The following is a 13,859-nucleotide window of genomic DNA, read 5'->3' as shown; positions in this document are numbered from 1 at the left end:
CCCCATTATCTATGCTCTTGTCAACTGCATGTATCGTTATGCAATCACACATCGGATCAATTACCCCCACTTTGATACAAAATTATCCGTCCCTAGGGGGGGCATATGCAGTGTCCCAAGGACGTCCTCTATCTTGTTAACAACCGAATAAATTGTTTTATCTTCTTCGCGTGCAAACCCATTGGGAATCATTGTTTCTTCAAAAAAATGCAAAAAATTGTCCCAATAACCCTCAAGATTACAAAAGGTAATATTTTTTTTATGCAAACCAATTTGTTTCCACGTAAGGATTTCACACGTTTCATCCAGGGTCCCAACACCACCAGGGAAAATTACAAATGCATCTGAACGCTCATACATCATGAGTTTACGCTCATGCATGCTGTCAACCACGTGAAGTTCATCTAAGTCTTTATGTAGCCCCTCACGCTTATCGAGAAACTTGGTAATAACACCAGTCACAGCGCCTCCGGCCTCAATGGCCCCATCAGCAACCAAGCCCATAAGACCAGCACTCCCTCCCCCATAAACAAGTCGGATTCCAGCATCAGCAATCAATCCACCCAAACGCTTAGCCTCATGGCGAAAGATTTCAGGCGTCTTATTCGAGGATCCGCAAAACACGCAGACACTTTTAAGTTTACTCATATGCCCTCTCTTTAAATGATGCATTGACGCACGATTTCATAACACCTAAAACAGTCTGATACAATACTATCCTACGACAAAGTTATTAGCAAAAACTTAACGAAAGAAATCTTGTGAATTCAATAAAATCCACACGCACAGGCCTCACGCTACACTACCTATGGGATTTCTTGTGGAAAAAAGCTGCTCGGCGTCAACGCATTGCTATCTTTCTGTCGCTGGGAAGTCTTGTTTTGAGCAAAGTTTTGTCAGCGGGAGCCCCTGTATTATTTAAAAAATCGATTGATTTTCTCAATCCTGGATCATCCCATATTTTGACTCTTTGCATTGTTGGATTTGTGCTTGCCAATATTCTGAGTCATGTCTTTGCCAATGTGCGTGATATTATTTTTACGCGGGTAGAAAGCACCCTGCATAAACATATTGTTCTCAATGTCTTTCAGCACATTCACCAGTTAAGTCTTGATTTTCACCTCAAAAAACGCACGGGTTCCCTTGGGCGCATCATCGAACGAGGCTCTCAAAGCCTAGAGCGCTTTTTTCGCTTTTCACTTTTTATGCTCGCACCGACGCTTCTTGAAATTCTTTTTATCACGGGGGTTCTCATTCACCTATATACCGCATTCTACGCACTAGCAATGCTTTCAACGCTATCTATGTATATATTATATACCTATTTTGTAACTGCGAAACGCCTGAAAATAGTCCGTGAAATGAATAATCTCGATACCCAAGCAAGTGGCGATGCCATCGACAGCATATTGAACTATGAAACTGTTAAATATTTTGGAAATGAAACCTATGAATATGGGCACTATGATAAGATTCAGACCGCCTACCAACGGATTTTTGTTCAAAGCCGTGACTCACTTGCTCTTCTCAATATTGGGCAAAATATCATCATGTACGGGGGGATGCTTATCATGCTTGTGTATGCTGGCATGGAAGTACAGTCAGAATCCATCACAGCTGGTGACTTTATTTTGTTTCAAATGTATTTGGTGCAACTGTATCTTCCTCTCAGCAATATTGGCTTTGCCTACCGTGAGCTGCGGTTAGCGCTGACAAATATGGAAGAAATGTTTGGAATATTGGAAGAAAAGCCACAGATCAGCGACCCTTTCGATGCCTGTGAACTGGTAAGCACAAAAGGACATATCCGCTTTGAAAACGTTAATTTTTCTTACACCCCACACCGTCAGATTCTCCACGACTTCTCACTCGAGATTAAACCTAAACAGACTGTTGCCATCGTGGGACTGAGTGGTGGTGGTAAATCAACCCTCGTACGGCTTTTATATAAATTTTACGAACCCACATCAGGTCGGATATTTATTGATGATGTTGATATTGGGTCTTATACCCAAGAATCATTACGCCGCCACATTGCGATTGTTCCCCAAGATACTATCTTGTTTAATAAAACGCTTTTTTACAACATTGCTTATGGTAAACCTACCGCATCGAACAATCAGGTTATTGCAGCAGCAAAAGAAGCGGAACTCCATGATTTTATCTGCAAGCTTCCGGATGGATATGATACTATGGTCGGGGAGCGGGGCCTAAAGCTTTCTGGGGGAGAAAAGCAACGCGTAGCCATTGCACGAACGCTCTTGAAAAATACGCCAATTCTGATTTTGGATGAGGCAACATCTGCGCTAGACACACAAACAGAAAAATCTATTCAAGCCAATCTCCGCCGTATCAGTAAAAATCGCACAAGCTTTATCATTGCGCATCGACTATCAACCATCGTGCATGCCGATACTATTGTCGTTCTTGCCCAAGGGCGTATCGTTGAACAAGGAACACACGCCGAACTTCTTGCCCAGCATGGCAGTTATGCGAAACTATGGCTGAAACAATCACAGCAATCGGGATCCCCATTACTGACTGAGTAAAAGAAAACGCTTTTTTTTATGAGGTAGAGCCTTGCTGTTTTTGCTGGACCACTGTCGTTGATTTTTCAAGTGCTTTTGCTGCTGTCCTGGAAACACCGTCATCTTCTTCCAGAGATTCATCTGTTATGACCGTTGTACTTTCACCGCTATCAAGGGCAAAATCATCATTGGGTGTTCTAATATCAAAGTATTCTTGATAATCATCAGAATCATTTTCATCTTCGACTAAATCTTCATCTTCGACTAAGGCCTCCGCTTCTGCAAGAATAATTTCTTCATCAGAAAAACCCGTCGTTTGAAGAACAATTGCCGACGCACCTGCGCCAGATAAAGTCCAAGAGAGAGTTCCATTATCGCCAACAAGCGTTGCATCATTATCATAATCACTCGCCAGTTGTATCGGTGCATCAGTACCACCAACATGGCGATCCGGCGCCACATAGGTATCAGTTAAAATTGTTTGATCGAATGTAACTCCTTGAATCGTAACGGGAACTTGCGCAGCAGCAGCCGCATTGGCTGTATTTGTTCCCTGGAAAATACCTAAATGAGGAGAACCCCCTAAACGAGGAATCTGCCCAACAATGCTACCATAATATGGACTGTCAAGTGGTGCACGCAAGGCCCCAGTATTCGTATTATTTGTAATCGAAGTATTAATCGAAGTATTACCAGTACCGGACACACGCCCCACAATACCACCAACAAAGCTTTGCGCATTATCCGCAGTGATAAAAACAGATCCTGTGTTAGCCGAAACAGTACTGCCTGTAGCGCTCAACTCCACACGCCCCACAAAACCGCCAACTGCTCTACCACTCCCACTATTGGATGACTGAATGTACACATTAGTGAGCGTGTTGTTCGAAACGGTAGATTCACTCATATAACCAACAGCACCACCTGTGGATACATTACCACCTCCGATAATAAGGGTGTTTTGCACGGTGTTGTTGTCTACCGCACCGGAAGATTCCACATGCCCCACTAATCCTCCCCTAAACCAGTTAGCAGTGGAAGTGGAAGTGGAAGTGGAAGTGGAAGTGGAAAGGAGAAAATCAGTGACCGACGAATTGCTTACACGACCAGCTATAACCCGCTCCACCAATCCACCTGAAGCCCCACCTGAGGTGATGCTTCCTGCGGTAACGTGACAGTTATCGATGAGTCCACTCTCCAGGCGGTGGGCGAAGGCTCCGACTCCCCACGTGCGTGCTGGGTCATTGTACGCGCCATACGAAACGCTTAAATTACGCACATAGGCATCGTCCCCATTAATATCAGGGAAAACAGAACGGAATGTTGTAGCGTCAGTGCGTGCAAGGGTAATTCGTTTGTTGTCTCCATCAAATTTTCCTGTGAAGAGAGCCAAACCTGAGAGATCCTGCCCTGCAGCATTATTAAGTGTAATATCAGCCCGCAAAGCCAAGGCATTTGAACGCCGATTGGCCCAGTTTGTTCTAACACTGCCCCAGTCTGCTGCATCTGTAATCCACCGATAATAAGCATCTACAAAATCAAGAGATAATGGGGCCTGATTCCAGCCTGCACTGCTAGAATAATAGGCATAAATTTTTCCTTCCGTTCCAACGGTATGGTCAAAGGTAGTGGATCCTGCCCCCGTGATAGTCCCACTGTTGGTAGTTAATCCCGCACGTAGATATACATCACCGGTATTTGCAACAATACGCGCAGCAGCCGCTATATTGATATCACTTCCTGCATTAAGGGCAATGTCACCAGCACCCCCCGTGATCGCAGCTGTAGTAATCATACCGCCTGCTGTCATAATGATAGGCCCTGCCCCTCCCGTGATGGCTTGGTTAATATTGAGAGTAGTTCCTGCTGTTATCGTTATAGGCCCTGCCCCTCCCGTGATCGCCCCATTGATCTGGATTTCTTGGGCAGCTGAATTAAGGGCAATGTCACCAGCACCCCCCGTGATGGCTTGGTTAATATTGAGAGTAGTTCCTGCTGTTATCGTTATAGGCCCTGCCCCTCCCGTGATCGCAGCTGTAGTAATCATACCGCCTGCTGTCATAATGATAGGCCCTGCCCCTCCCGTGATCGCCCCATTGATCTGGATTTCTTGGACAGCTGATAACGTAAGCGTATTGTCAATGGCAGAAAGATCAAAGGGGTTAGAGATTGCAATAACGCCCTCATCCCCATCAAGGTTTGCAGCCGTATAGGACACATTACTTGTTGCAAGGGCTGCTAAAACAGTATCGATACCAATAGTGGTAGAATCATGACTCATATTTCCAAGTGCATTGCCACTCTCAAAAGTAATATTTCTGGGATCAATGTGAAAAAGTCCCACTTTTCCCACAGGAGATCGGGTATCAACACACCCCATGTTTTGCAAGTTAATCTTTCCGGGGGATGATGTTTCCACAAATCCTCCATTTCCGCCCTGATATCCCCCGCGTGCTGTGACGTTCCCACGCATTGTTAACGTGTCTCGTCCCCAAAATGTTGCCACACCCCCATTCCCACGCTCACGAGCGGAAACGTTAATGTGAGCCGCACCAACGGACACATTTTTAGCCTCAGAAATCTGGGCATTACTAAATGCAGTCGCAGGCATCCTTGGGTCTATTTCTCCTTTAATTGTGGGAATATCACCCCCTACACGCACACGCCCGCCGCCTGTTTTTCCCGTGGCATCAATCACTGTACCGGTAGGAATGGTTACTGTGTCGGCACTGATATCGATTTCTCCTCCACGCCCGACTGCGCTGCGCGTAGAAAGAGATCCCCCCGCTGTAATTTCTGAACCAACCCCTCCCCTAAGGCGTATCAAACCTCCTTTTGTTGCGGTTGCTCGATTAGCCTCAATCCGGGCATCAGTTTTAATGACTGATGCTACAATATCATCCACATCTTGGGTCCGCAGGAAGACAATACCATCTTTGGCCTCAATTTTTGATAAGTCATCTAGTTGCACACGTAGTGCTTTACTGGACCGGGTCTTGTCCATAGCAAGCCCAAGGAAACCATCGCCGTCGAGATCAACCACAACGGTCGCATCGGTTGCTCCCACAAGATCAATTTTGCTCCATGGGGCCGCCAAGATCTGTGCTCCTATGGTTCGAATATCACTAGCCATAGCAATCCATGCACCAGGACGGGCAACGGTTACTGATCCACTAATTGTAATCGAAGAACTCTCCTCACCCGAAAAAGCAATCGCTTTCCCCATCAGGTCCGCATCGCGCATATCACGTGTCGTTAAAACTGTGCCATTGGTATCAAAAACAGCCCCATCATGAACCCCTATACCCGCGCGATTGATTAGTACAAACTTCCCATTTGCCGAAACTGTTCCCGCAATGAGCGATGGGTTTCCTCCCGTCACACGGTTCACAGCAATCGCCTGTGAGTTTGGCTGTGCAAAGGCAACACGCTTTCCTGCCCCCACATCAAAGGTTTCCCAGTTAATAAGCGCACGATCAGTATGCTGAATCACATGCAGGGTATCGGATGTGCGTGAAACATCAGCCCTTCCTCCTATCACTTTTTCTCCCGTAGGAAGCACATGTCCCTTAGAAGGAGAGGTTTCTCCTAATACCAAAGCAGGGGAGAAACCTAAAAGAGCCCCAAGCCATATTGTTGCACGTAAATAAGAACATGATGTGCGTGTGTAAAATAATGAGATCGCCATGAGAACCCTCTTTATTGCGCTTTGGGGAAAGACTTCTCAAAGTGAGAACGCCATGTCACCTTGAAGCTATGATGCAACTTTTTATTGGCTTGCAACGCCACCCGACGAGCCACTGGTTTTGCCAACTCATATGTCACAGCCAAATTATCAATTACCTGAGCGCGCAAACCAATAGCATACGACGAAATATAAGCATTCGGAAGGCTATCTGCTTTTTTCCTATGTGTATGGGTTTGGGCTGCACCATATGATGTGTAAATTTGGACATAGTTCACGTACCTATTTTTTATCGGTAGCATGTAACGCAACTCTATAATCCCGCCAACACCAGAATCACCCACAATTTCAGACCCATCATACCCTCGGGCATAATTGGAGGATCCTACACTGAATTCCTCACTTGCCAACAAGGGATGTGCCGCATACTGCCAGCCAATAATATTGGCGACCGAAAGAGTCTCGTTAAACTGGTGAACCCATATGGCACGACCATCTGCATACGCAAAGTTATTTTTGCCTCCTTGTTTACTGGGCAAATGTGTTGATTTTCCACCAAAAACTCCCGAGAATCCTTTATGCAAAAGAGCAGAAACTTCCCAAAAATCATTTTCATGACTTTGATTATATAATAAGCCTATCTGCAACGTTCGGATGTAATCTTTTTTCGTACGAACTCCGGCCACACGCGTGCTATCGTTTTGACCATCGACCCCTATACGTAGTTTTAACTCTTCCCCACGGCGATAAACAAAAGGATGCATCAGCATCATATTTATATAATCAAAACGTGACTGCATGGGGATTGAAAGAAAAGGGCGTGAGCGCGACTGGAGGTACTCTGCATACATCCGCGTCCCTTTATCACCAACAAACTGTGTTTGGCGCACGCGGTTGAAAATTAGGTGCTTTCTTTGGTGATCCTGAACATTTGCAAACAAAAGCTTGCTGCGCCCCACAGGATTGTAAATTAAGGCATCTACCCCCGCTCGGTGATTACCCATTAGACGGTTTCCGCCGTTATCAAACATAAGACCCGCACTCGCATAGCGTTTTCCTTCAATTTTTATTATAAGATCTGCGGCTGCGGATTTGTCTTTCGCCGCCACAAAAATAGATTGAATTTTATAGCCTGGCGTTTTTTTGATAAAACGTAAACGTTCTTCAAGGGCATATAGGTTAAAAGGTCCACCCGTGACAATACTCTTCAGTTGATGCTCAAGCACTATGCGGTCAGTTTCTGATCCCCCCTCAACCCTTACACTGTTGAGAGTACCCTCAAAAACTTGGATGGTGACATGACCTTCTTCAGCTTCAATATCTTGCGGAGGAATAACTACGCGTGCCAACGTAAAACCTTTTTCGCGCAGAATTTGCGTGGCTTTCACGGCCACGTCATTGATGTCGGAGAGTTTTACTTCTGCACCAATCAAATCTTCCCATGCAGGCTTTAACTCTTTTTCCGCAAGAACGGTCAGACCATCAAACGTAATTTCTTCTAAAACAAAGGCAATATCATCAGCCCCCTCAATTTCTTGGGTCTTTAGAGGGAGTGTGTTTTCAGAGGGGTAAAATGTAATGTCACGCTCTGCTTGGTTTTTCTCTCGCAAATCCTGTGCCATATCTATAGCTTGGCGACTCGCACGATCAATGTCCGATGCATGAACGCTCGCACATAGATGCAGAAAGCAAAAAGTAGCCCATAAAACAGGTAATATTCGGGTTTTTTCCCGCATATTATCCTCCCTAAAAGTTAATAGCCCGTAAATAAAGTACCTTTTTTATAACAACAGTTCAATAAAAACTGTGAAAAGTTTATAAAAATCAAAGATATTTTTTAGGTAACTTAAAGAAAGATTAATTTTGGGAGGGAGCTGTAATAAGTGTTAGGATGCGTTCTGTATTGCCTTGCTCAAGTGGATGAAGATTCGTGATAAATTTATCAAGCCACCGTGTGAGCATAAGACCAGAAGGATGAACAATAACATGGGCGTGATCAGGCTGATCACGCAACCGCACAGCAATAGCATAACTGTTAAGAGTAGGAGTTTTCATAAACCATCGTTTAATTTCAAAGTCATCGCGCATCAGCGCATCAACTTTTCCGGTCATCAAATCATCCCGTAATTTTTTCCATGTACCATATTCAATCACGATCGCCTCAGGAAAAATCTCACGGGCAAAGGCTGTGTAGGATGCTCCTTGAACAACACCAATGCGTACATTTGGACGATTCATAACCATTTTCAAGGAAGCACGGGGCTTTCCCTCAGGAAAATGTCTTTGATGAAAAAATTTGTTAATGACAAGGGTTTTATCAAAGCGCGCGTAAGGTTCTGTAAAAACAACCCTTTGGGCGCGATCAAGCGTTATACTGAGCTTCGAAACGCCAATATCTGCCTTACCACGGGCCACACACTCCACCACATCGTCAAATGTTTTGCTGGTACGATCAAGCTTAATTTTTACACCCAAAGCATTAGCTATGCTTTCAATAAGCTCATAATCGATCCCGCCTAAACGGCGATCCTTTGTAATGATAAAAAATGGCTCAAGATTTGAGGCAAGAACAGCCACACGCAGCTCTCCCCGCTTTTTAATATCTGGAATATCGTGTGACGCAGACGCAGCCTTCGAACACACGAAAATTATTCCTAAGAGCAAGAGACGCTGGAAGATATACATAACTACGACAAACAAACATGTGTTCTACTTATAGCACAAATAGGAATTCATCAAAAGCACAGAAAGGTTATTTTTCTTTTTCAATGTCCCTATGGCGCACGTCACGCGTTTTTGAGAGGGTATCTTTAATCTGAGCAATCGCTTTACCAGGGTTTAACCCTTTAGGGCAGCTCATACTACAGTTCATGATCGTATGACAGCGGTATACTTTATCAGCATCTTCAAGTGCATTGAGGCGATCCACGGTAGCTGTGTCACGACTGTCTTCAAGCCAACGCTTGGCCTGCAAAAGGACAGCAGGCCCTAAATACTTATCCCCATTCCACCAATAACTTGGGCAACTTGTGGTGCAACAAAAACACAAAATGCACTCCCATAACCCATCAAGCTTTTGCCTCTCTTGGGGTAGCTGCAAGCGTTCTTCGCTAGAAAGCTCTGGGTCATCGGCCTGAAGGTAGGGCTTAATTTCACCGTATTGGGCATAGGCAAGGGATAAATCCGCCACCAGATCTTTAATCACAGGCATATGTGGCAAGGGATAAATAGTCACGCTTCCCTTTATATCTGTGATTTTCTTTGTACACGCCAAGGTATTGACGCCATCGATATTCATCGCGCAACTGCCGCAAACACCTTCTCGGCAGGAGCGACGAAACGTCAACGTACTGTCTAATGTGTCTTTGATTACCAGCAACGCATCCAAAACCATGGGGCCGCATGTGGCCATATCTACTTCAAATGTATCCTGGGTCGGATTTTTATCCGGTGTATCAGGATTATAGCGATAAACATTAAAGATTTTTTTATCAGCAGCCGTTGATGTATGTGTATTACCAGGTTTCACACGATCGTTGAGGGAAAGAAAAAAATCGGCCATTATATCACCTCAATACATGCGTGCGACAGGAGGAATAGAATGAACGCCTCCTATGGTCGGAGAAAGAATCACTTTACGATTAGCAAAAGTAACCGTACATTCCTCATTGTTTGGATGAACATAACACAGTGTGTGTTTTAGCCACTTGTAATCATCACGGCGCGGATAGTCCGCCCGCGCATGACTCCCCCTGGATTCAGTGCGACGCGTTGCACTATGCACGATAGTTAATGCCTGAAGCATCAAATTATGTAGTTCCAGAAGTTCCATTAAATCCGTATTCCAGATACGTGATTTGTCTGCCAACGTCACGTGCGGCAAATCTGCAAAACACCTCGCTAATTCTTTTTTTCCCGCATTCAAGGTTTTGCCATCGCGAAAGACACCCACATGTTTTTGCATAATCTTTTGCATGCGTGTACGTAACTCGGCTGTCGTTAGGGTGTCACCCCCCTGACGTAAAGATTCAAAACGATCAATAATAGGCATGTAATGAATTTTGGGCAGGGGCGCGTGTGCTGTTTGAGGACGCACACACAACGCCGCTTTTTCTGCGGCTCGCTTACCAAATACAATCAAATCGAGGAGTGAATTTGCCCCCAAACGATTGGCGCCATGAACCGATACACACGCAGCCTCTCCAATGGCCATAAGCCCTGGTACTGTTTCAACTTTTGACCCCACCACATGCCGTATTACCTCACCGTGGGTATTTGTCGGAATTCCTCCCATGTTATAGTGAGCAGTCGGCACAACAGGAATAGGGTGGCTTGTTACGTCAACATTGGCAAAACGCTTAGCTGTTTCTACAATTCCACCTAGACGGGCGTGAATTGCATCCGCTCCCAAATGCGCCAGATGCAGTTCAATATAATCGTTGTTTTCACCACATCCACGCCCCTCCTGAATTTCAATCGCAAGAGCCCGAGATACAACATCACGAGATGCAAGATCTTTTGCATGCGGGGCATAACGTTCCATGAAACGCTCACCCTTATTATTAAGTAAGTAACCTCCTTCCCCGCGCACAGCTTCCGTAATAAGAGCCCCAACGCCATAAATGCCTGTGGGGTGAAACTGAACAAACTCCATATCCTGGAGAGGAAGTCCTGCACGTACCGCCATACCAGCACCATCACCCGTACACATGTGCGCAGCAGTACATGAAGCATACGTCCGTCCTGCGCCTCCTGTGGCTAGAACAACCAGATGTGCCTGGAATATATGTAGAGTTCCATCCTCTAAACACCATGCAACAACCCCAGAACATCTGCCCTTTTCATCCATGATAAGGTCTATAGCAACGTACTCAATATAGAATGTTGTGTTATGTTTCAGGCATTGCTGATACAGAGTATGCAAAATTGCATGTCCCGTACGATCGGCGGCAGCGCAGGCCCGTGCAGCCATTTGTTTCCCTTTGTTGCGGGTATGGCCACCAAACAAACGTTGATAAATATGACCCGTTGCCGTTCGTGAAAAGGGAACCCCCATATGTTCTAACTCAATAATTGCCTCTGCCCCCTCGGCACACATAATAGCAATTGCATCCTGGTCTCCAAGCCAGTCCGAACCTTTTACGGTGTCATAAAAGTGGTCTTGCCATGAATCTCCGTCACCCATATTATTAAGGGCTGCAGCAATTCCTCCTTGCGCTGAAACAGTGTGGCTGCGCGTGGGAAACACCTTTGATAGACAGGCGGTTTTGAGATTTTTTGAAGACATTCCCAATGCTGCACGCATACCAGCTCCACCTGCTCCAACAATTACCACATCGTACGTGTGGTAACAGATGTGTGGCCCGATACTCGCCATACTCATAGCACATACCGCATCAATAAAAGGCCGATACTCGCTAAGGGAAGAACCACACACAAAACCCCAAGGCCGATCTGACAAATACGCACAAACCATAGACCACGCACATAATCGTTTATAATGGTGTTCAGGCTCATCATATTAAAACCCACCATAAGGACAATATAGCTAATAAGGGCAGCAACAACGAAAGGATTATCAGTGTACGCGATTGGGTTAAGGCGAAAGTACCTCTGCCACTGAACAAAAAGGACAAGGATAATAATTCCCGCAGGAATGGCCAAGGCCGAAACAATTCGGTTGCATTGCCATGCGGTTGCACCATGAGGCGTAGACGTTTTTTTTTGTCTCATAGCACACGCGTATTCCATAGAAAAACCACAAATGCCAATGAGCAAAGCATCCACAAAACAAGTAAACACTGACCACTACGGATCACATCAGGAACATCCAGCCCGCGAGCAAAGTCCCAATAAAGATACCGAAGGGTGGTCAAGCTATGAAAGAACCACACACAACCGAGGACAGATAGACCTATTGTTATACTCACAGGCGTCACGATCGCACGCAACAAGGACCAGCTCTCTGGGAAAAATCCTGCAACCAAAAGACCTATCATAATCTTAGCACTGGTAATGCTGAGTACAACACCACTAATGCGATGCAAGGCAGAAAGACCAGAAGTAATCTGCAGGCGATAAATCTGAAGATGGGGAGATGTAGGCTTACGCATACAAAAAAGATATACTTGTTATCTACTAAAAAGATAGCAGAGTTTTAATCACCCGAAAAGGGTCATCACGCATGCGAACAAAAGATACCTTAAAGAGTACTCACCCGTGTCAAAGCTTCAATTAGTTGTTCCATCCCTAAAGGTACGCTAAAAAGGAAGCATAGTAATTTTTTTTTCATAGATTCAACCAGAGAATGTATGATGAATCTAGCATGAGGGTATTGTTTGTCAATTAATTGTCAAACTTTATATAGTTTTTTATCTTTTTCTAACTCCTCTGCAAAATGCTCATAAACTTTTTTGATGTTACTGGTGTTCTCAATTTTTTTATTATAGACAAAATAAACTGGTGTCGGACCTTGTTTATACTCAGGCAATAATCTAACTGCGCCGCAGTCAAGGAAGTTCATATGATGGATGCCTATTGATATTATCCCTAGTCCAGACCTCATGGCATTAACCGCACCTTCGTTCGAGTCTACATCAAGGACAGATCGCCTACGTTCAGCTCTTCCGTTGAGACCGACTTTCATGTGCCAGTTCACGTGGGGATATTGGTTTTCGAAATCCTCTCGCACACCAATTAGTCGATGTTTATCAAGATCTTCGATTGAAGTTACCGGAGCGTTATTATCGACATATTCTTGAGAGGCATACAATCCGAAGTACTGGGTAAATAGTTTGTGTTGAACCAACCTTTCTTCAGATTTTTGCACATAAGAACGGATAACAACATCCGCTTCCTGTGGGTCAACCTGATCAATGGAACTTTCAAGGGTCAGGTGCAAATCTGGGTATTTCTTATCTATCCCCCTTAAATACCTAGGTATCCATACGGATACCATAGAAGGAGATGCCTTGATGTCCAGTTTTTGCACCCCACTTTCACGCAGAGCATGAGAGTTTTTAAGGCCTGCGTTTCCAAGATGAATAATTTCATGACACGCATCAATATAGGGCTTTGCTTCTGGCATAGGGCGCATGTGATGGAATTCACGTTTAAATAATTTGAGTCCCGAGCGACCCTCAGCCATTTTAATTTGACGTGTGACGGCAGACTGGCTTAAAGAAAGTTTCTCGGCTGCCTTGGTTATACTGCCAAGAATAGATACATAATAGACAGCAAGAGCGTTGTCAAAATCAAAGAATTTACGCATATTTAAAACCTCCATAAGTTATACTATTTCTTTGTATACAGTAAACACATACAAAATGTAAAATTTAATTTTTGCAATAGGACTATTATTACGGCGCTGACATGCACATTCATATTACTGTACGCATACGAAAAACCTTTAATAGTAAGGATTTTTTGTCATAAGGAGATATTCTTTTTTTTCAAATAAAAAAATAATAAAAGTAGATACTTTGGCAAAAATGGTACAAAAATCTGTTCAAAATGAAGAGACTCGCCCTGGCGTACACCTTACCTATTTTTACCATTCATCCAATCACGACAGACGTATGCAAAAAATGCAGAAAATCAATCGTAAGTGTTTGATAAACGAAATCTGCGCCACACCAGGGACAAAA

10 protein-coding genes are annotated in these 13,859 nt (G+C 44.5%); 1 reads left to right on the top strand and 9 read right to left on the bottom strand.

What is annotated here, in order from left to right; all coding sequences use genetic code 11:
• Positions 1-60: 60 nt before the first annotated feature.
• Entirely contained in the window at positions 61-648 is a 588-nt protein-coding gene (locus H6849_04205) for a TIGR00730 family Rossman fold protein (protein USO01268.1), read from the bottom strand.
• A gap of 113 nt (positions 649-761) precedes the next feature.
• Between H6849_04205 and H6849_04200 the strand changes: the two genes are divergently transcribed.
• Positions 762-2,549: an ABC transporter ATP-binding protein/permease gene (locus H6849_04200; protein ID USO01267.1), complete on the top strand. Its 1,788-nt coding sequence runs from the start codon at positions 762-764 to the stop codon at positions 2,547-2,549.
• A 16-nt stretch (positions 2,550-2,565) separates the two neighbouring features.
• Here the strand turns inward: H6849_04200 and H6849_04195 are convergent, their stop codons facing one another.
• The 8 genes from H6849_04195 to H6849_04160 all read right to left on the bottom strand — a co-directional run bounded on the left by H6849_04195 (position 2,566) and on the right by H6849_04160 (position 13,483).
• The gene (locus H6849_04195; GenBank protein ID USO01266.1) at positions 2,566-6,216 is read right to left on the bottom strand and encodes a filamentous hemagglutinin N-terminal domain-containing protein; all 3,651 of its coding nucleotides are present in this window, start codon (positions 6,214-6,216) and stop codon (positions 2,566-2,568) included.
• An 11-nt stretch (positions 6,217-6,227) separates the two neighbouring features.
• A complete protein-coding gene (locus H6849_04190; GenBank protein USO01265.1) occupies positions 6,228-7,949 on the bottom strand; it encodes a ShlB/FhaC/HecB family hemolysin secretion/activation protein in 1,722 nt (573 codons plus the stop codon).
• A gap of 121 nt (positions 7,950-8,070) precedes the next feature.
• A complete protein-coding gene (locus H6849_04185; protein ID USO01264.1) occupies positions 8,071-8,898 on the bottom strand; it encodes an amino acid ABC transporter substrate-binding protein in 828 nt (275 codons plus the stop codon).
• 67 nt (positions 8,899-8,965) lie between these two features.
• Positions 8,966-9,775 carry a succinate dehydrogenase iron-sulfur subunit gene (locus H6849_04180; protein USO01263.1) on the bottom strand — a complete coding sequence of 270 codons (810 nt, stop codon included), beginning with the start codon at positions 9,773-9,775 and terminating at the stop codon, positions 8,966-8,968.
• 9 nt (positions 9,776-9,784) lie between these two features.
• Positions 9,785-11,590 carry a succinate dehydrogenase flavoprotein subunit gene (gene sdhA, locus H6849_04175; protein USO01926.1) on the bottom strand — a complete coding sequence of 602 codons (1,806 nt, stop codon included), beginning with the start codon at positions 11,588-11,590 and terminating at the stop codon, positions 9,785-9,787.
• 2 nt (positions 11,591-11,592) lie between these two features.
• Entirely contained in the window at positions 11,593-11,946 is a 354-nt protein-coding gene (locus tag H6849_04170) for a hypothetical protein (GenBank protein USO01262.1), read from the bottom strand.
• Positions 11,943-12,326, bottom strand: a complete 384-nt coding sequence (gene sdhC, locus H6849_04165; GenBank protein ID USO01261.1) for a succinate dehydrogenase, cytochrome b556 subunit — start codon at positions 12,324-12,326, stop codon at positions 11,943-11,945. The genes H6849_04170 and sdhC overlap by 4 nt, the downstream gene beginning before the upstream one ends.
• A 239-nt stretch (positions 12,327-12,565) precedes the next feature.
• Positions 12,566-13,483, bottom strand: a complete 918-nt coding sequence (locus tag H6849_04160) for a LysR family transcriptional regulator (GenBank protein USO01260.1) — start codon at positions 13,481-13,483, stop codon at positions 12,566-12,568.
• Positions 13,484-13,859: the final 376 nt, after the last annotated feature.

This window comes from Alphaproteobacteria bacterium (assembly GCA_023898725.1).
Classification (GTDB): domain Bacteria; phylum Pseudomonadota; class Alphaproteobacteria; order JAUHZC01; family JAUHZC01.
Note: the sequence above shows the minus strand (reverse complement) of the source record. Positions and strands in the feature narration are given on the sequence as shown.